The sequence below is a fragment of the Saccharomonospora piscinae genome, from assembly GCF_005862235.1.
GTDB classification, from domain to species: Bacteria; Actinomycetota; Actinomycetes; order Mycobacteriales; family Pseudonocardiaceae; genus Saccharomonospora; species Saccharomonospora piscinae.
Map to the genome: position 1 here is coordinate 50,032 of NZ_VCEK01000007.1, position 18,668 is coordinate 68,699.

The window sequence follows — 18,668 nt, forward strand, 5'->3', positions numbered from 1 at the left end:
GCTTTGGTCGGCGCGCCCAACGGTGGCTAGTGTCCCGGGGTGGTGAGCACAACGACCGCGGCGCGCGAGGGCCGCATCGAGATCGCGCGGGTGCGCGCAGACGCCCCCGAGGCCGTCCGGCTGGTGCGGACCTACTTCGCCGACGTGGCGGGCCGGTACTACGGGCGCCGCGCCACCGAGGCCGAACTCGACATCGCGATGGCGGAGGACCCGAACGACGCGCTCCTGCCGCCGCGCGGCGCGTTCCTGCTGGCACGGCAGGACGGCCTTCCGGCCGGCTGTGTCGGCTGTGCCGGGCTCGTGCCCTTGGGGCACGGCATGGTGGAACTCAAGCGGATGTTCGTCGTGCCCTCGGTGCGGGGCAGGGGGCTCGGCGCGCGGCTGCTCGCCGCGGCCGAGGACGTGGCCGCCGAACTCGGCGCGACCGTGATCCGGCTCGACACCCGCCACGACCTCGTCGAGGCCCAGGGGCTGTACCGCACGCGCGGGTTCGCCGAGATCCCCGCCTACAGCGAAGGCCCGTACGCCGAGGTGTTCTTCGAGAAGCGGCTCTGAGGCCGGTCCTGCCGGTGGTTCAGGGCAGCGTCACCGTGACGCGCTCGGCGTCGCGGTGTGCCTCGACCTTCGCGGGCTCGGCGTGCGTCACCTGCACCACGTGCGCACCGGCGACCACGGGGGCGAGCAGCGCGTCCACCGCGCCGTCGGGCAGCGTCCATTCGCGCGTGGACAGCACCCGGTCGCCCTCGCCGACGCCCAGTGCGGTGGCGCGCTGCCGGGCCAGTGCCAGCAACTCGTCGATGCTCGTGCCCAGCAGCGCCGGGGTAGTGCCCGGCACGGGGAGCAGCGGGGCGAAGTCGTCGCCGCATGTACGGGCCTCGGAGAGGTAGTCGAGTGCGCCGTCCGGCGGTGTGCTCGACAGTCCCCGGCCCAGCGGGTCGAGCGCCACGACGGCCGTCGGTCCCGTGGCGGCCGCCTCCGCCGCGTGCGGCGGGGTGACGAAGGTGACGGCCGCCCCGGCCGGGTCCGTGACCACGTGCGCGCCGCACCACCACGCACCGAACAGCACACCAGCGGTCTGCCAGTGCGCGGGGAGGTCCACGGCGACCGCGTCGCCCGGCTCGACGTCGAACTCCTCGACGAGCCAGTTCGCGGTCTTGGCTGCCCAGTTGGCCAGCGTCACCACCGAGAGTTCGATACGGCTGCCCTCGGCGTCGTCGTAGTGCGTGAGGGCGGGGCGGGCGCCCGACGAGGAGAGCAGGGGACGGAGCACGCGCTCGGTGAGGCTCATGAGCCCAACGTAACGCTCCGCCGCCACCCGCTCCACGCCGTGTCCGTCGTTCCCGGCTACGCAGCCTGCGGACACGGCTACGACAGCTGCGGACACGGCTACCCAGGCTGCGGACACGGCGTCAGTCGACGCAGGTGACACCGTCGGCGGTGATCTCGTCGTCGTCCGACTGCGGCGCCGAACCGCCGCCGGAGGGCGGTGGCTCGTCCTCGGGCACCGCTTCGGCGATGAACTCCCGCACCTCGTCGACGTCGACCTCGATTATGCTCTGCTCGCCGTCGGGACTCCGCGCGTTGATGTCCACGACCGGGACGGTGACGAACGAGACGTCTCCGGACGCGATGCCGCTGGTCTGCTGTGCGAAGTCCAGCAGGTCGAGATCGGAGTCGAGGACCAGCGCCCGGCGCAGCGTCTCGGCCAGCTTCTCCAGCCGGTCGTCGTCGGTGAGGGTGCCCGCCGAGAGCACCTCGTTCAGCGCGGAGGCCAGAAACGCCTGCTGGCGCTGGATGCGGCCGAGGTCGCCGCCGGGCAGGTTCTTGCGCTGCCGGACGAACGACAGGGCCTCACCGCCCGACACGGTCTGCCTGCCCGCCGCGAAGTTCGCCCCCGAGTCCGGGTCGGAGGTGGCGTGGTTGAGACAGATCTCCACCCCGCCGAGGGCGTCGGTGAGCAGCGAGAACCCGAGCAGGTTGACCTCGGCGTAGTGGTCGATGCGGAGCTGGGTGAACTCCTGCACCGTGCGGACCAGCGCGGCTCGCCCCGCCTGATCGGACTCGCGTTCGATCTCGGAACGGTCGGTGACGCCCTCCGCGCGGAGCGCGCCCGCCTCGCGGTACTTGGCCGTGCCATACACCGAGTTGATCTTCGCGTGCCGTTCGTCCGACACCCGCGTCCACGTGTCGCGGGGGATCGAGATCCCCGTGGGCGGAGAACCGTCGTGCGGGATGCGCAGCACGATCAGGGTGTCGGTGCTGATCCCCGGATTGCTCTCGGTGCGCAGTTGCCGCAGCACGTGGGCGGGAAGCGGATTGCCCTCCATGTCGGTGCGCGAGTCGGTGCCCACCAGCAGGACGTCGGTCGCGCCGTCGTCCTCGGGCGGGGCCGGCGGGGCCTCGGTGTCGTCCGGTTCGTCCTCGAACCGCAGCGCGTCGGTCGTCGTGACGTTGTCCTGCAGTGTCCCGAGCGTCGAGTGGGCGTAGCCGGTCAGGCCCAGCGCGGCGACCGACAGCAACGCCACGGCCGTGCGAGTGGTCACCGCCAGCGCGGTGCGCACCCGGCCGCGCCCAGCTGGCTCCTGCTGCGCTCTGTCCGCTCTGTCCGGTTCGGCGGCTGTCCCCTGCTCGCCTTCGTCCACGGCGGTCCCCTCCCCCGCGTGTGGTTACCAGCCGGTCAGCTTAGTAGACGCAGGGCACGCCTCCCGCCGTGATCGGCTGCTCGCCGTCGTTCTCGTCGTCGGGCGCGCTGGTGGTGTCCTGCTTGGTGGCGGCAGGCGCACTGCCGCCCGAGGCCCGGGACGAGTCCTGCCCGCTCGCCGGTGCGGCGGGCAGTGCGAAGTCCGCTCCCAGGTACAGCGCCACGGTGCCGCCGGGCAGCGTGGGATCGACCTCGGCGGCGTAGTCCGCCCCGAGCGCGGTGCGCAGCGCCTCGACTCCGGCCTCCTCGCCCGTCGCGTGCCGGATCACCGTGCTCGACCGCTGGTCCAGCGTCGCGTAGCTCTCGCCGCCGAAGCCCTGGCCCGCCAGCAGTGATCGCGCCGACTCGCCGACGCCGGTGTCGCCGGTGGCGTCGTAGATGTCCACCGCGTACGACGCGGCTCCCGGCACGGTTGCGGGCACGCTGTCCAGGCGGGGATCGCCCTCGCTCCGCTGCGGGATCAGCTCGTTCACGAACTCGCCGACCTGGGCGGGATCGACCTGGAGCACGTCGGCTCCGCCGATGGTGGCGTCACCCACGATGGGCATGGTGTGGAACTCGATCTGACCGCCCGACAGACCGCGCATCTGGTCGGCGAAGGTCAGCAGGTCCCAGTCCTCGGAGAGCACCACCGACTTCTGCACGGCCCCGATCACCTCCGACAGGCGGCCCGGGTTCAGCAGGATCTCGCTGGACAGCATCTTGCGCGCGAGACCGGAGAGGAACGCCTGCTGGCGGTTGATGCGGCCGAGGTCGCCGCCCTGGAGCCCGATGCGCTGCCGCACGAACGAGAGCGCGTCCACCCCTTCGATGGTCTGCGGTCCCGCGGGCAGGTCGATCCCGGACTTGATCTCCTTGACCGGTTCGCGCAGGCAGACGTCGACCCCGTTGACGGCCTTGGTGATCTCGTAGAAGCTGGCCAGGTTGACCTCGGCGTATCGGTCGATCATGCCCGGCCTGCCGACGAGCTGCTCGATGGTCGCGATGAGGTTCTTGCGGCCCGCCACCTTGCCCTGGTCGTCGCGCACGTCGAGGTCCGTCTCGCCCTGCGCGGCGAGCGTGTTGACCGTGTCGTTGTAGGCGTAGCGGTACGCGGCGTTGAGCCGGCTGTTGCCGTAGCCGCCCGCCAGTTCCACCCACGAGTCGCGGGGGAAGGAGATGGCGGTGGCGCTGGTGCCGTCCTGCGGGATGTGGACCAGGATCATCGTGTCGGTCTGGAGATTGTCCTCGTCGTCGCCTGCGTGCAGCTCGTCGAGGACCTCGCGCGGAAGCGGGTTGCCCTGGGCGTCCTTGCGGCTGTCCATGCCGACCAGCAGGATGTCGACGGCGCCGTCGAGCGGTTCCGCGCCGGGCTCGGTGTCCTCGAACACGTCGGTGGTGGCGAGGTTCGACTGGGCGGAGCCGAGCATCTGCCAGCCGTAGCCGGTGAGTACGAGCACGGCCACGGACAGCAGCGACACCACGGTCCGGCCGCTGACGACTCCGGCGGTGCCGAGCCGCGACCGGCGGTGAACCGGTTTCGTGCCCGGCCGTACGGCCGGTTCACCGTCGGTCAAGGTCCCCGCACCTCCCCAGTGGTGGCTTCGCGCCGCCAGATTACTGATCAGTCCTTAGTCAAGACGCTGTCGAGGCGGAAAATGTTGCTTTGCTGTTGTGTTCTGGCCGAAACAGGGGGCGTGGCACACTGCCCTTCACGGCAGCAGTGTGGGAGGGCGCGATGCGAGTACTGGTCACCGGCGGTGCGGGTTTCATCGGATCGCACTACGTGAGGCAGGCCCTGTCCGGGGAGTACGCCTCGTTGCGGGACGCCGAGATCGTCGTACTGGACAAGCTCACCTACGCGGGCAGTCGAAGCAATCTCGACCCGGTGGCGGACAGCCCGCGGCTGCGGTTCGTGCGCGGCGACATCTGCGATCCGGCTGTGGTGCGGGAGGTCATGGCGGGCGTGGACCTGGTGGTCCACTTCGCCGCGGAGTCCCATGTGGACCGGTCGATCGCGGGCTCGGCGGACTTCGTGCTGACCAACGTGCTCGGGACGCAGACGGTGCTGCACGCGGCACACCACGCCGGGGTGGGCCGCGTGGTCCACGTGTCCACCGACGAGGTGTACGGCTCCATCGACGAGGGGTCGTGGCGCGAGGACCATGTGCTGGAGCCGAACTCGCCGTACTCCGCGTCGAAGGCGTCGTCGGATCTCGTCGCGCGGTCGTTCCACCGCACCTACGGGCTGCCCGTGTGCGTCACGCGGTGCTCGAACAACTACGGCCCGTACCAGTTCCCGGAGAAGGTGATCCCGTTGTTCGTCACCAACCTGCTCGACGGCGGTCAGGTGCCGCTGTACGGCGACGGGAGCAACGTCCGTGACTGGCTGCATGTGGACGATCACTGCCGGGGCGTCCAGCTGGTCGCCGACGGTGGAACGCCCGGCGAGATCTACAACATCGGCGGTGGCACCGAGCTGACGAACCGCGAGCTGACCGAGCGGCTGCTCGCCGCCGTGGGGGTCGGCTGGGAGCGGGTGGACCACGTCGAGGACCGCCTGGGCCACGACCGCCGGTACTCGGTGGACATTACGAAGATCCGGACCCAGCTCGGCTACCGCCCGGCGGTGGACTTCGAGTCCGGTCTCGCCGAGACTGTGCGCTGGTACGCGGAGCACCGGCAGTGGTGGGAGCCGCTGAAGGAGCGGGCCTCCCCGGTCACCGGGTGAGGTCCGGGGCCGAGAACGGACGAGGCTGGAGTGGCTGGAGTGACCGCAGTGGCTGGAATGGCGAGGAGTCGATCGGACGGGAGCCGGGGGATCGCGGTACTCGTGCCGGGTGGGCACGGGCAGCTGGGCCGTGACCTGGCCGCCGTGGGAGCGGCGCTCGGCGAGAGCGTCGACGTGGTCGCGCCGGGCTCCGCGGAGCTGGACGTCACCGAACCCGGCGCGGTGGTGGAGGCGGTGGCCGACCTGGCGGCGGGAGCCGCGCAGGAGGGCCGGTGGCCGGTCGTGGTCAACGCGGCGGCCTACTCCGCCGTGGACGCGGCCGAGGACGACGAGGACACGGCGTTCGCGGTGAACGCCGACGGGCCGAGGATGCTGGCCGCGGTGTGCTCGTCCCGCAGCGTGCCGCTGGTCCACGTGTCGACGGACTACGTGTTCGGCGGTGCCGCCGACCGGCCCTACGAGCCGGGCGATCCGCTGGGGCCCCGCAGCGCCTACGGCCGCACCAAGGCGGCGGGTGAGGACGCCGTGCTCGGGTCGGGCGCGCGCGCCTGGGTGGTGCGGACGGCCTGGCTGTACGGGGCCTCGGGGCACAACTTCGTCAAGACCATGATCGATCTGGAGGCACGCCGCGACACACTGTCCGTTGTGGATGACCAGGTCGGAAGCCCGACGTGGTCGGGCGATCTCGCGCGCGGGCTGCTGGAACTGGCGGGCCGGGTCGCGGCGGGCGAGGGCCCCGCGCGGGCGGTCCTGCACTGCACGAACGCGGGGCAGGCCACCTGGTTCGACCTGGCACGCGCGGTGTTCGAGGAGCTGGGCGCCGATCCGGAACGGGTGCGGCCCTGCACGACCGAGGAGTTCCCCCGGCCCGCGCCGCGGCCCGCGTACTCGGTGCTCTCGTCCTCGGCCTGGGCGGAGGCGGGGCTCACTCCGCTGCGCCCGTGGCGGGAGGCGGTGTCGGCGTTCGTGTCGGAACTGCGTCAGGAATCCACGGCGCGCCGGTAGGCGGCCAGCGTGGCCTCGGCGCAGCGGCGCCAGGTGAAGCTCGCGGCGTGTGCCCGGCGCGTGGCCGAGGCCGAGGCGGCGTGCGGTTCCTCCACCGCGCGGCGCAGCGCCGTGGCGAGCGCGGTGACGTCGCCGTGGGGAACCAGCTGCGCCAGCCCGCCGGAGACCTCCCGCAGCGAGGGCACGTCGGTACACACGACCGGGACGTCGCAGGCCATCGCCTCCAGCACGGGCAGGCCGAAGCCCTCGTCGCGCGACGGCAGCACCAGTGCCGAGGCACCGGCGACGACCCGTTGCAGATCTACATCGGACAGATAGCCGGTGTGGTGCGAGCGCTCGTCGGCGGGGAAGCGGCCGGGGCCCGCGAACACCACCGGAGGCAGGGCGGAATCGGTGGCGTGGGCCTGACGCAGCCAGTCCAGACCCTTGCGCGGGCCCGGAGCACCGGCGAACAGCAGGTACCGTTCCGGCAGGCCGAGCCGTCGCCGCTGGGCCTCGCCCGGCGGGCGGCCGGTGAACCAGCCCGCGTCCACCCCGAGCGGCGTCACCTCGATCGCGTCGCGGTCCACGTCGAGCCGCTCCGCGACGGCGTCGGCGACGGCCGAGGTGGGCGTACACACCACGTTCGCGGCGGCGGCGCCGCGCCGGACGAGGGCGGGCAGATCACGGTCACTGGGGGCCAGCTCACCGGGCGCGTCGAGGAAGGCGAGGTCGTGGATCGTCAGTACCCGCGCCGCCCGCAGGGTCGCGGGCAGCACGAAGTTGGTGCCGTGGACGACGTCGGCGAGTCCCGCGAACGCCTCCACCGGGGGAAAGTCGGAGCGCAGCCAGCTCGCCCGCAGCGCGCGTGCCGCCACGGGCATCCCCCTGGCGCGCACGCCGTGCGGCAGCACCGAGCGCAACCCGCGCCAGCCGCGCAGGGTGAACGCCACCGCGCGGGTGTCCACATCGGAGTAGGACGCGAGCTCCTCGGACAGCGAGGCCGTGTAGCGGCCGATACCCGTGCGATGCCCCAGCAGCGGCGTGCCGTCCAGCAGCACCCGCAGCCGCCTAGCCACGGCGCAGTCCCCGGCGGGCGAGCTTGCGCACCCGGCCCGCCGCGCGGCGGGCGAGTTCGGCGGGGCCGCCGTCGCTGAGATAGGAGCGGACGAGTTCCAGGTCGCGGCGTACCAGCTCGCCTGCCTGCCTGCGTGGCGCCTGGGTGAGGTGACCGGCGCCGGGAAGCCGGTCGGCGGCGGGCCGGGGGTCACGGCAGAACTCCACCAACGGCTCCAGCACGTTCGGCCAGGTGTAGCGCTGCGCGACGGCGAGCATCCGCTCACGGCAGCCCTGGGCGAAGTCCGGGTCGTACAGGCATCGCTCCAGCGCCTCGGCCAGCGCGCGCGGGTCCTCGGCCGGGACCACGATGCCGAGCCGTTCGGCCCGCACCAGATCGGCGAAGGCGTCCCCGTCGGTGGTCACGATCGGCAGCCCGGCCCACAGGTAGTCGAGCACCCGCGTGCGGAAGGCGAACAGGGTCTCGACGTGCTCGAAATGGGTGGTCACCCCGCAGTCGGCGTCCAGCAGCCAGTTCTGCCGCTCGTCGTAGGGCACCCACTGCTCGTTGAAGAACACGTGCTTGCCGGTGAGGCCGAGCGAGTCGGCCAGGCGCCGGGTGCGGTCCGCGACGTCCATCTCGCCGACCTCGGGATTGGGGTGTTTCATGCCGAGAAACACCAGGCGCAGGTCCTCCCGCTCGGTGTGCAGCAGCTCGACGGCACGCACGAGCGTCAGCGGGTCGAACCAGCTGTACACGCCGCCGGCCCACAGCACCACGTGGTCGTCCTCGGCGAGGCCGAGCCCGGCGCGCAGGCCCGCCCCGGTGCGCCTCGGCGGCTCGGGGGACAGTCCGAACGGGACCACGCTCAGCAGCGAGCGCGTCGTCGGGTCGGCGTCGTAGAGCCGGGGCGAGAGCCTGCCGATGGCGGTGAGGTGGCCGAGCCACAGGTGCCGCTGCCGTTCGGAGGCGCACAGGAAGAAGTCACCGCGCTCCAGCTGCGCGTCCAGCACCCGCCGCACTCCGGCGAGGTCGGCGGTCCGCACGTCGTCGGGTGTGTCCCTGCCCTGTTCGAGCAGCTCCAGGTGCATGGGGTCGTAGACGTCGCACACGACGATCTTGTGGGCGTACTCGTTCTTCAGCGCGGGCACGAGCTCCAGCACGTGCCCCTGGAGTACCACGATGTCGGCCCACGCGACGTGTTCCACCAGGTCGCGCCTGCTCGACGCCAGCACCGGGAACGGTGCGGGTGGCGGGTCGGCCACCGGGTTCACCGTCACCAGCCGGACGTCGTGTTCACCGGCGAGTGCCCCGGCGATGTGCCACGCCCGGATCGCGGGCCCCGCCATCCGGCTCGTCAGCGTGTCGCCGGTGATGACACAGATCGTCCGGCGGGCCCCGAAGGCGCGTTCGATGCCGAAGACCTCGGTGAGGATGTCGTGCGCCGCGAGGTAGCGCGGCAGCGGGTAGGCCGGTTCGAGCGCCTTGCGCAGCAGCGGCAGCAGGTCGGCGTCGGTGCGAACGCGGGCGGCCTGCTCCTCGGCGCGGGCCCGCGCCAGTGCGGGCAGGCGCTCGACGAAGGCGTCCACCGCGAGTACCCCCGCCAGCGCGGCACGGGAGACCGGTACCGGCGCCACCTCGGGCGGCCCCACTCCGGCGGCAAGGTCGAGCTGGGCGGGGTCGAGGTCACCCCGCGCGGTGGCGCGGCGCACGGTCAGCGCGAGCGCGGCGGGCAGCGCGCTCGCCAGCGTCTCGTCGGACAGGTTCTTGTAGAGCGCGCACAGCGCGTTGCGTTCCAGCAGAAACGTCTCGCGACCGCTGTCCGGCGCGTCCACGGCCGCCATCGTGCCGTGGTGGCGGTGGTAGGCGATCGAGGTGGGCTCGTAGCGCACCCGCCAGCCGCGCAGGTTCAGCCGCCAGCCGAGGTCCACGTCCTCGTAGAACATGAAGAAGTCGTCGTCGAAGCCGCCCAGCTCCGCGAACACGTCGGCCCGCACGAACATGGCCGACCCGGTGGCGAACAGGACGTCCTTCGCGGTGTCGTGCTCGGTGGGCGGCAGGTCGGCCAGCGGCGTGTCGGCGTGGCGTTTGTAGCCCATCCCGAACCAGGTGAGGCCGCCGTCGACGAAATCGGCGCGCTCGCCGTCGAGGTCGAGTACCTTGCTGGCGACCGCCGCGACGGTGGGATCGCCGCGCAGCACCTCGACGGCCGCGTCGATCCAGCGGGGATGCGGCCGGGCGTCGTTGTTGAGGAACGCGAGCACCGTGCCGTGCGCGTGCCGGGCCCCGAGGTTGCAGCCACCGGCGAACCCGAGGTTGCGTTCGGAGCTGATCAGCCGCGCCGAGCCGGCGGCGGCGATGCGGGCGGCGTCGTCACCGGGGGAGGCGTTGTCGACGCAGAGGATTTCCAGGTCGGGATAATCCAGCTCGCCGAGCGCGCGCAGGCAGGCGATGGTGTCCTCGGCGCCGCGGTAGTTGACCACGACGACCGACACCCGTGGTCGGGCCGTGGGCGCTGTGTGCGGTTCGGACGCCGCGCGCGCCGCCGCTGCTGTGTCCCCCTGGGCCAACGCCGTGCTCCTTCCCCGCGAGGCGCAAGACTACTTCCCGGCCCAGCGGCGCCAGACGTCGGATCGCGCGAGCACGCGGCGCCGCCCCACCACGACCCGCCGCGCGAGCGTGCCCGGCAGCCGGATGACGACACCGGCGAGCACGCGGCACCGCAGCCCGACGCGGAAGTTCGATGCGTCCGGCACTGCTGTGTCGCTGCCGTGCCGGGCGCGGCGTAGCGGCAGCACTGCCGTGAGCGCCGCGAACCGCGCCAGCTCCCGCGCCGCGACGGCCGCCGGGGCGCAGCGCAGCAGGGTGAGCAGCCGGTTGCGCTCGTTCCAGCCGTGGAACCGGGGTGATCCGGGCCGGGTGCTCGCGCCGTGCCGGTGGACCACGGCGGCGTCCGGTCGCTCCGGCGGGGCGGCGATGCCGTGGCCCGCGAGCCGCAACCGCCACGCCGTGTCGAGGTCCTCGTAGTAGCAGAAGAACCCGGCCGGGACACCGCCCTCGGCCCGCAGCGGGGCGAGGCGCAGCAGGACCGCGCCGCCGCAGAACCCGAACGGTGGCGCGGTGGGCGAGGGGGCGCCGGCCAGGTCGGCGCCGTGCCCGTCGGCGGTGAGCCGCACGCCGGACGACTGCCGCGTGCCGTCCGGCCGCTGGAGCACCGAGGCGACGGCCGCACAGCCCGGATCGGCCCGCAGGATGTCCTCCAGCGTGTTCAGCCAGGCCGGGCGGGGGACGGCGTCGTCGTTGAGCCAGGCCACGAACGGCGTGGTGACGTGCGGGAGGGCGGCGGCGAGGGCACCCGCGTAGCCGAGGTTGCGGCGCGGGCGCAGTACCGCCGGGCGGCTCGGGTGCCGTGCGAGCAGGGTGGCCGTGCCGTCGTCCGAGGCGTTGTCGACCACGAGCGTCCGGTGTGGACTGTGCTGCGCGGCCAGCCCGTCGAGGCACTCGGTGATGTGGTCCGCGCCACGCCAGGTGACCACCACCACGGTGGTGGCGGGAGCATCGGTCGGCACCGGGGCAGGATAGCCCGGACCATCGCGGCAGAATGGCCGCGTGCCGGAACTCGTGGTCGTCGCCGAGCAGTTGCTCGCCGAGGTGCCCGGCGGCACCGGGCGCTACACCGCCCAGTTGCTGCGGGCGCTCGCCGACACGGCGCCACCGGGCTGGACGGTGTCGAGCGTCGTCGCCCGGCACGCCGACGTGACCGCCGCCCGGATTCCGGGCGTCGGCGGCCCGCGTGTCCTTGCGCTGCCGCGCCGGGCGCTCGTGGCGGCCTGGGAGGCGGGCCTGCCGCTGTGGCCCGGCGGCGACGCCGTCCACGCTCCGACGCCGCTCGCTCCACCGAGGGCCCCGCGCGGGCGCTCACTGTCGGTGACCGTTCACGACACGGTGCCGTGGACGCACCCCGGCACGCTCACCGCGCGGGGCGCACGCTGGCACCGCGCGATGGTCGCGCGGGCGGTGCGGCGGGCCGACGCCGTGTTCGTGCCCACGCGGGCCGTCGCCGGTGATCTCGCGCGGCGCCTCACCGTGCGGGCGCCGCTGCACGTCGCGGGACACGGGGTCACCGACCTCGGCGCCCCGGAACCCGTACCGGGATTGCCGGAGCGCTACGTGCTGGCCGTCGGCACCGTCGAACCCCGCAAGGGTCTCGACGTGCTCGTCGCGGCGATGGCCGCTCCTGCAGCGCCCGACGTGCCGTTGCTGCTGGTCGGCAGGCCGGGCTGGGGTGGTCTGGACCCGGAGCGGCTGGCGGCGGAGCACGGGCTGGCTCCCGGCCGCGTCCGGCTGCTCGGCGGGCTCGGCGACGCCGAACTCGCCACCGTCCTCGCGGGCGCGAGCGTGGTGGCCGTGCCGAGCCTGGCCGAGGGCTTCGGCCTGCCGGTACTGGAGGCGATGGCGGCGGGGGTGCCGGTGGTCCACACCGACGACCCGGCACTGGCCGAGGTCTCGGCGGGTGCCGCTGTGGTGGTGCCCCGCGGTGACGCGAACGCGCTCGCGGCGGGCCTGCGGCGGGTGCTGGCCGAGCCGCACCTCGCGGCGGAACTCGCGGCGGCGGGCGCGGCCAGGGCCGCCGACTTCACGTGGCGGGACTCCGCCGCACTCGTCTGGACCTGCCACACGTAACCGGGGCAACGGTTCGGCGGATCCGGCCCACCGCTCTAACGCCGGGTCGTAGGCTGCACGCGTGCCCGAACCGCGTGTCCTGCTCGACGCCACGGCCGTGCCCGCCGATCGGGGCGGCGTGGGCCGGTACGTCGACTCGCTCGCCGCCGCGCTCGACGCGGATGGCACGCGGCTCACCGTCGTCTGCCAGGCACGTGACGCGGACCTGTACTCCACGCTGGCTCCGCGCGCCCGGATCGTGCACACCGCGCAGTCCGCCGCCACCCGCACCGCGCGGCTGACCTGGGAACAGACCACGCTGCCCGGCCTGGTGCGCAGGCTTGCCGCCGACGTCATCCACTCGCCGCACTACACCCTCCCGCTGGCCGCGCGCGCGGCCTCGGTGGTCACGCTGCACGACGCGACCTTCTTCACCGACGCGGTGCTGCACTCCTCGGTCAAGGCGCGGTTCTTCCGCGCGTGGACGGCGACGGCGCTGCGCCGCGCGTCGCTGTGCGTGGTGCCGAGCCTGGCCACCGCCGACGAACTGCGCCGCGTCACGCGGGCGCGCGGTGCGGAACTGCGAGTCATCCAGCACGGGGTCGACGAGCAGCGGTTCCACCCGCCGACGTTCGAGCAGGTGCGGACGGCCCGCGAGGCGATCGGGCTCGGCACGACGCCGTACGTCGCCTTTCTCGGGGCGCTCGAACCGCGCAAGAACGTGCCCGCCCTGATCAGGGGGTTCTGCCTGGCCGTGGCCGACCGGCCCGACCCGCCCGCGCTCGTGCTGGCGGGCCAGCCCGGCTGGGACTCGCACGTGGAGAGCGCGCTGTCGGCCGCGCCCCTGCGCCTGCGCGTGATCCGCGCGGGTTACCTGCCGTTCGGCACCCTCGCGGGGTTTCTGGGAGGCTCCGAACTCGTCGCCTACCCCAGCCTCGGTGAGGGATTCGGCCTTCCCGTGCTGGAGGCGATGGCGTCCGGAGCGTGCGTGCTCACCACCCGCAGGCTCGCGTTACCCGAGGTCGGCGGCGACGCGGTGGCCTACTGCGGGGTCGGCGCAGGCGACGTCGCCGCCGCGTTGCGGGACCTGCTCGGCGACCCGGTGCGCCGCCGGGAACTGGCCCAGGCCGCACTGCGCAGGGCGAAGGAGTTCTCCTGGGCCACCAGCGCGGCCCAGCACCGCGAAGCCTACGACCGGGCGTGGTACCGGTACCGCCGTGCGCGGGCGGCACAGCAGGCGCGCCCGCTCACCGCGCACACCGGGTGAGGTGTGCACAATGGCGGCGTGACGGAGCCGAAGACGTACGGTGACGCGGTCGCCGTGGTGACAGTGACCTACTCGCCGGGCGAGACCCTGGACCGCTTCCTCGACACGCTCGACAAGGCCACCGAGCGCGAGGTTCAGGTGGTCCTCGCCGACAACGGTTCCGTCGACGGCGAGCCCGAGCGGGCGGCGGCCGAACGCGAGCACGTGCGCTTCGTGCCGACCGGCGGCAACCTCGGTTACGGCGGTGGCGCCAACGCCGGCGTGGCCGCCCTCGGTGACGACGTCGGCTGGGTGGTCGTGGCCAATCCCGACCTGGAGTGGGACCCCGGTTCGCTCGACGCGCTGCTGGAGGTGGCGGGGCGCTGGCCGAACGGTGGCGCGTTCGGCCCGCTCGTGCGCGAGGTCGACGGCACCGTCTACCCCTCGGCGCGCCTGCTGCCGTCACTGGGACGCGGTATCGGGCACGCGGTGCTGGGCCGGATCTGGAAGGGCAACCCGTGGACCCGCTCCTACCGGCAGGAGGCCGCCGCGCCCAGCGAGCGCACCGCCGGGTGGTTGTCGGGGTCGTGCCTGCTGCTGCGCCGGGCGGCGTTCGACTCCGTGGACGGGTTCGACACCCGCTACTTCATGTACTTCGAGGACGTCGACCTCGGCGACCGGCTACAGCGGGCGGGCTGGCTCAACGTGTACGCGCCCTCGGCGAGCGTCATGCACATCGGCGGCCGGTCCACGGCGTCGGCGTCGGCGCGGATGCTGGCCGTCCACCACGCCAGCGCCTACCGCTACCTCGCCGACCGGCACCGCGGTCTCGCGTGGAAACCGGTGCTGGCCGCGATCAAGCTCGGTCTGGCGCTGCGGCTGAAACTCGAAACCCGCCGCCCCTGACGCCGTGTCCGCAGCCCCCGTAGCCGTGTCCGCAGTCCGCGTAGCCGTGTCCGCATCGCACGGTGCAGACATCTCTACACAGGCTGCGGACACGATGTCGGGGGACGGTCACAGCCCTTCGAGGCGGCGCGCGACGTAGGACTGCGGCGCGGGCTCGGAGGTGGGCGTGGTGGTGGGAACGAGCCCACCCGAGTCAGGCCGGGGCTGCTCCGCGGTGCTCTCGCCGTCCGGCGACGAGATGCGCACCGGCTGGGTGACCGACGCCTGCTCCTGGGCGGCCTGATCGGCGGAGGGTCGCGTCAGCGGGGTCGTCTGCGCCGCGTCGGCGAGGTGCGAGTCGCCGCGCGCGGCGTCGTTGGCCGCGATCACCGACGACGGCAGCTTCGTCGTGGTGTCGGGGTCGGCGTCGAGCCCGGACACGACCGACCGCGGGATCTTCTGCGTGTTCGCGGAATCCATCGGTGACGTCATGTTGTCCGGCGTGACCACGCCGTTGCGAGCCTGCGCGCGGGCGAGCACGGCGTCCGCGCGGTCGCGGGGATCCATGTCCTCGCACCCCCATACCCTCACCGATGGCCCTCTCTGCACGGGGCCGCCGCCTTCGATGTCTAGGGTAGGCCCTCGGACACCCGCCCGTCGAAGGGTTGGGTCGCGAGATCGTCACGCCGATGCGGTAGGTATGGAGGGGGAATGGAGCGTTCCGGGTCGACGGCTCCCGTCGCGGGTGCCGACGCGGTGATCCTGGTGGGTGGCAGGGGAACCCGGTTGCGGCCGTTGACGCTCTCCGCGCCCAAACCGATGCTGCCGACGGCCGGGGTACCGTTCCTCGCGCACGTGCTCTCCCGCATCCGTGCCGCGGGCATCACCCACGTGGTGCTCGGCACGTCCTACCGGGCGGAGGTCTTCGAGGAGCACTTCGGTGACGGTTCCGCGTTCGGGCTCGACATCTCCTACGTCGTCGAGGACGAACCGCTGGACACCGGCGGTGCCATCCGCAACGTCGCCGACCGGCTGCGCCACGACGACGCGGTGGTGTTCAACGGCGACATCCTGTCCGGGGCGGACCTCGGCGCGCTCGTCGCGACTCACCGCGACGCGGGCGCGGACGTCACCCTCCACCTGCAACGGGTCGCCGACCCCTCGCGGTTCGGGTCGGTGCCGACCGGCCCCGACGGCCGCGTGACGGCGTTTCTGGAGAAGACGCCCGACCCGCCGACCGATCAGATCAACGCGGGTTGCTACGTGTTCCGCCGCTCGGTGATCGAACAGATACCGCCGGGCCGCAGGGTGTCCGTCGAGCGGGAGACGTTTCCCGGTCTGCTGGAACGCGGCCAGCACGTCCACGGCTACGTCGACGACTCGTACTGGCTCGACGTCGGCACCCCGGAGGCGTTCGTGCGGGGCTCGGCCGACCTCGTCACGGGGCGTGCTCCGACGGCGGCGCTGCCGGGGCCTCCCGGCGAGCGGCTGGTGCTCGACGGCGCGACCGTGGCCGACGCCGCCGAGGTGACCGGCGGCAGCACGGTGGGGGCGGGTGCGCGGGTGGCCGCCGGGGCCCGCGTGGCCGGTTCGGTGCTGTTCGACGGCGCCGTCGTGGCCGAGGGCGCGGTGGTCGAGCGCTCCGTGCTCGGCGCGGGGGCGCGGGTCGGCAAGGACGCGGTGCTGCGGGGCGTGGTCGTGGGTGATCACGCGACGGTGGGCGCGGGCTGCGAGTTGCTCGACGGTGCGCGCGTGTGGCCCGACGTCACGTTGCCCGAATCCGCGATACGGTTTTCGAGCGATGCCTGAGCTGTCCCGCACCTGGCGGCCGACGTTCCCGCTCGACGTCGTGGGCGTGCTCTCCCCACTGCGACGCGGGCGTGGTGATCCCTGCCTGCGGCACGACGACGGCGGTCGGACGTGGCTGGCGGCCAACACCGCCGAGGGCGCGGGCACGCTGGTGTTCCGGGTGGTTCCCCGCGACGGCTCCGTGGAGGCGCGGGCGTGGGGCGGCGGCGCGCGAATCCTGCTCGACGGCCTGCCTGCGCTGCTGGGGGATGCCGACGGTGGTGCCGACGGCGCTGACAGCGCTGCCTTCGTGGCGCACCACGACGCCGTCGCGCGGGCGCGCCGCCGCAACCCGCTGCTGCGCCTGACGGCCTGCGGGCGCGTGTGGGACGCGCTTGTACCCGCCGTGCTGGAACAGAAGGTGACCAGCACCGAGGCACGCCGTTCGTGGCGGGAGTTGTGCCGCTGGTTCGGCGAACCCGCCCCGGGGCCCGCGGTCGCGGCGTCCGCGGGGTTGCGGGTGCCGCCGACGCCGTCGGCCGTGCGCTCGCTGACGGAGTGGCAGTGGCACCGGGTCGGGGTCGACCTGCGGCGGCGCACGACGCTCGTGGCGGCGGCAAGGGTCGCGCACCGCCTTGAGGACGCCGTGACGTTCGGCGGCGAGCGGGGGCGGGCGCTGCTGCGGACGGTTCCCGGTATCGGGGTGTGGACGGCCGCCGAGATCGCGCAGCGCGCGTGGGGCGATCCCGACGCGGTCAGTTTCGGCGACTTCCACGTTCCCTCCCTCGTCGGCTACGCGCTGGAGGGGCGCCCGCTGGACGACGAGGGAATGGCCCGCGTCCTGGCGCCGTACGCGCCGCAGCGGCAACGGGTCGTGCGTTACCTGGAGGCGGCGGGCCACACCCGGCCCCGGTTCGGCCCGCGCTACCCGGTGCGCGACTACCGGGCCATCTGAGGGGCCGGCCGGGGACCACGGCCGCTTGCGGCGGTGTCCGGCACGTCCCTACGCTCGCACTGACCAGGGAGTGGTGGTGACATGCGCCTGCTGCCGTGTGCCGATGCGGGCCTGCTGATCGAACTCGACGATCTCGCCGAGGTCACCGGGCTGCACGCGGCGCTGCGCGACGACCCGCCGCCCGGCGTGGTCGACCTCGTTCCCGCCGCCCGCACGCTGCTGCTGCGGCTCGACCCTGCCCGGGCCGACCTCGCACAGGTCGAGCAGGCCGTGCGCGGAGCCAGTCCGCGGCACAACGCCCGGGGGCGCGGAGAGGTCGTCGACATCCCCGTGACCTACGACGGTGCCGATCTCGCCGACGTCGCCGGTCACCTCGGGCTCACCCCCGCCGAGGTGGTCGCCGCGCACACGGGTGCCGAGTGGACGGTGGCCTTCGGCGGCTTCGCCCCCGGTTTCGGCTACCTGACCGGGGAGGTGTGGCACTTCGACGTCCCGCGTCGCGCCGAGTCCCGCACCACCGTGCCCTCGGGTGCGGTCGGCCTCGCCGGTGGCTTCAGCGGTGTCTACCCGAGGGCCTCACCCGGCGGGTGGCAGCTCATCGGGCACACCCGCACGGTGCTGTGGGACATCGCACGCGACCCGCCTGCCCTGCTGCGCCCCGGTGTGCGAGTCCGGTTCGTGGAGGCGACGCCGTGACCAACTCGGCGACGAGAGCGCTGGAGGTTCTGGAGCCGGGGCCGCTCGCGACCTTCCAGGATCTCGGCAGGCCCGGGCTCGCGGGGATCGGCGTCGGCGCGTCGGGCGCCGCCGACCGCGCCGCGCTGCGACTGGCCAACCGGCTCGTCGGCAACGACGAGGGGGCCGCCGCCGTCGAGGTGACACTCGGCGGCTTCGCAGCCCGGGCCAGGGGAGACCTCACGGTGGTGGTCACCGGCGCGCCCTGCCCGGTGACCGTGGGCGGCCGAGGTGGCGCGGCGGGGTCCGTGCTGCGGGTGCGGGCGGGGGAGTGCCTGCGCCTCGGGACGCCACCCGTGGGGTTGCGCAGCTACGTCGCCGTGCGCGGCGGGTTCGCCGTGGAGCGCGTGCTGGGGTCGGCCTCCACCGACGTGCTCTCCGGCCTCGGGCCACCGCCACTGGAGCCGGGCACGGTACTGCCCGTCGGAGTCCCGCACCGGCCGCTGCCCGCCGTCGACTTCGCCCCCGTGGCGGCACCGCCCGCCGACGGTCTGGTGCTGACCGTGGTGCCGGGGCCGAGGCAGGACTGGTTCCACGACGACGCGTTGCCCACCCTGCTGCGGGAGACCTATGCCGTCTCGCCGCGCAGCAACCGCGTCGGGCTACGGCTGGACGGGCCCCCGCTCACCCGGGCCCGTGGCGACGAGCTTCCCAGCGAGGGCATGGTGCCCGGCGCCGTCCAGGTGCCGCCGTCGGGCAGACCGACGCTGTTTCTGGCCGACCATCCCGTCACGGGCGGCTATCCGGTGATCGCGGTGGTCGTCGCCGCCGACGTCGACCGGGCCGCGCAGGCCCGGCCGGGCCTGACGCTGCGCTTCGCGGCGGCCCGCCGTCCCCACTGATCAGGCCCGTGTCCGCAGCCTGGGTAGCCGTGTCCGCAAGTTATGTAGCCGTGTCCGCAGGCTGGGTAGCCGTGTCCGCACCGCAGGCTGCGGACTCGGCTAC

General features: G+C 73.6%; 17 protein-coding genes. 10 read left to right on the forward strand and 7 right to left on the reverse strand.

Going from position 1 to position 18,668, the window contains the following annotated elements; translation table 11 throughout:
- Positions 1–39 precede the first annotated feature (39 nt).
- Positions 40–555, forward strand: coding sequence for a GNAT family N-acetyltransferase (locus FFT09_RS21810; RefSeq protein ID WP_425273075.1), 516 nt, complete (start codon positions 40–42; stop codon positions 553–555).
- Positions 556–574: 19 nt separating this feature from the next.
- Here the strand turns inward: FFT09_RS21810 and FFT09_RS21815 are convergent, their stop codons facing one another.
- The 3 genes from FFT09_RS21815 to FFT09_RS21825 all read right to left on the reverse strand — a co-directional run bounded on the left by FFT09_RS21815 (position 575) and on the right by FFT09_RS21825 (position 4,257).
- Positions 575–1,288, reverse strand: a complete 714-nt coding sequence (locus tag FFT09_RS21815; RefSeq protein ID WP_138383871.1) for a TIGR03089 family protein — start codon at positions 1,286–1,288, stop codon at positions 575–577.
- A 121-nt stretch (positions 1,289–1,409) separates the two neighbouring features.
- Positions 1,410–2,642 (reverse strand): LCP family protein, encoded by a 1,233-nt coding sequence (locus FFT09_RS21820; RefSeq protein ID WP_138383872.1) that lies wholly within the window; start codon positions 2,640–2,642, stop codon positions 1,410–1,412.
- 40 nt (positions 2,643–2,682) lie between these two features.
- Positions 2,683–4,257: an LCP family protein gene (locus tag FFT09_RS21825; RefSeq protein WP_138383873.1), complete on the reverse strand. Its 1,575-nt coding sequence runs from the start codon at positions 4,255–4,257 to the stop codon at positions 2,683–2,685.
- A 161-nt stretch (positions 4,258–4,418) separates the two neighbouring features.
- On the opposite strand from FFT09_RS21825, the gene rfbB reads away from it, so the two are divergent.
- Together rfbB and rfbD are read left to right on the forward strand one after the other, a co-directional pair.
- Positions 4,419–5,411 (forward strand): dTDP-glucose 4,6-dehydratase, encoded by a 993-nt coding sequence (gene rfbB, locus FFT09_RS21830; protein ID WP_138383874.1) that lies wholly within the window; start codon positions 4,419–4,421, stop codon positions 5,409–5,411.
- Positions 5,412–5,468: 57 nt separating this feature from the next.
- On the forward strand, positions 5,469–6,416 hold the full coding sequence (gene rfbD / locus FFT09_RS21835; RefSeq protein WP_138383875.1) for a dTDP-4-dehydrorhamnose reductase: 948 nt from the start codon (positions 5,469–5,471) through the stop codon (positions 6,414–6,416).
- Here the strand turns inward: rfbD and FFT09_RS21840 are convergent.
- The 3 genes from FFT09_RS21840 to FFT09_RS21850 form a co-directional block, all read right to left on the reverse strand.
- A complete protein-coding gene (locus tag FFT09_RS21840; protein ID WP_208544494.1) occupies positions 6,392–7,474 on the reverse strand; it encodes a glycosyltransferase family 4 protein in 1,083 nt (360 codons plus the stop codon). The genes rfbD and FFT09_RS21840 overlap by 25 nt on opposite strands.
- A complete protein-coding gene (locus FFT09_RS21845; protein WP_138383943.1) occupies positions 7,467–9,947 on the reverse strand; it encodes a glycosyltransferase in 2,481 nt (826 codons plus the stop codon). Before FFT09_RS21845 ends, FFT09_RS21840 begins: the two co-directional genes overlap by 8 nt.
- Positions 9,948–10,052: 105 nt before the next feature.
- Positions 10,053–11,021, reverse strand: coding sequence for a glycosyltransferase family 2 protein (locus FFT09_RS21850; protein WP_244231461.1), 969 nt, complete (start codon positions 11,019–11,021; stop codon positions 10,053–10,055).
- Between the two features lie 40 nt (positions 11,022–11,061).
- On the opposite strand from FFT09_RS21850, the gene FFT09_RS21855 reads away from it, so the two are divergent.
- The 3 genes from FFT09_RS21855 (at position 11,062) to FFT09_RS21865 (ending at position 14,266) form a co-directional block, all read left to right on the forward strand.
- Positions 11,062–12,135 carry a glycosyltransferase family 4 protein gene (locus FFT09_RS21855; protein ID WP_081193665.1) on the forward strand — a complete coding sequence of 358 codons (1,074 nt, stop codon included), beginning with the start codon at positions 11,062–11,064 and terminating at the stop codon, positions 12,133–12,135.
- 61 nt (positions 12,136–12,196) lie between these two features.
- The gene (locus tag FFT09_RS21860; RefSeq protein WP_138383876.1) at positions 12,197–13,381 is read left to right on the forward strand and encodes a glycosyltransferase family 4 protein; all 1,185 of its coding nucleotides are present in this window, start codon (positions 12,197–12,199) and stop codon (positions 13,379–13,381) included.
- 18 nt (positions 13,382–13,399) lie between these two features.
- The gene (locus tag FFT09_RS21865; protein WP_208544496.1) at positions 13,400–14,266 is read left to right on the forward strand and encodes a glycosyltransferase; all 867 of its coding nucleotides are present in this window, start codon (positions 13,400–13,402) and stop codon (positions 14,264–14,266) included.
- A gap of 108 nt (positions 14,267–14,374) precedes the next feature.
- On the opposite strand, the gene FFT09_RS21870 is transcribed toward FFT09_RS21865, so the two are convergent.
- Complete coding sequence (locus FFT09_RS21870; RefSeq protein ID WP_024877776.1) at positions 14,375–14,812, reverse strand: hypothetical protein; 438 nt, start codon at positions 14,810–14,812, stop codon at positions 14,375–14,377.
- A gap of 144 nt (positions 14,813–14,956) precedes the next feature.
- On the opposite strand from FFT09_RS21870, the gene manB reads away from it, so the two are divergent.
- From manB to FFT09_RS21890, 4 genes are all read left to right on the forward strand, one after another.
- On the forward strand, positions 14,957–16,054 hold the full coding sequence (manB, locus tag FFT09_RS21875; RefSeq protein ID WP_081193673.1) for a mannose-1-phosphate guanylyltransferase: 1,098 nt from the start codon (positions 14,957–14,959) through the stop codon (positions 16,052–16,054).
- The gene (locus FFT09_RS21880; RefSeq protein ID WP_138383878.1) at positions 16,047–16,988 is read left to right on the forward strand and encodes a DNA-3-methyladenine glycosylase family protein; all 942 of its coding nucleotides are present in this window, start codon (positions 16,047–16,049) and stop codon (positions 16,986–16,988) included. The genes manB and FFT09_RS21880 overlap by 8 nt, the downstream gene beginning before the upstream one ends.
- Before the next feature lie 81 nt (positions 16,989–17,069).
- Positions 17,070–17,684: a 5-oxoprolinase subunit B family protein gene (locus tag FFT09_RS21885; protein WP_138383879.1), complete on the forward strand. Its 615-nt coding sequence runs from the start codon at positions 17,070–17,072 to the stop codon at positions 17,682–17,684.
- Complete coding sequence (locus FFT09_RS21890; RefSeq protein ID WP_208544497.1) at positions 17,681–18,565, forward strand: 5-oxoprolinase subunit C family protein; 885 nt, start codon at positions 17,681–17,683, stop codon at positions 18,563–18,565. The genes FFT09_RS21885 and FFT09_RS21890 overlap by 4 nt, the downstream gene beginning before the upstream one ends.
- Positions 18,566–18,668: the final 103 nt, after the last annotated feature.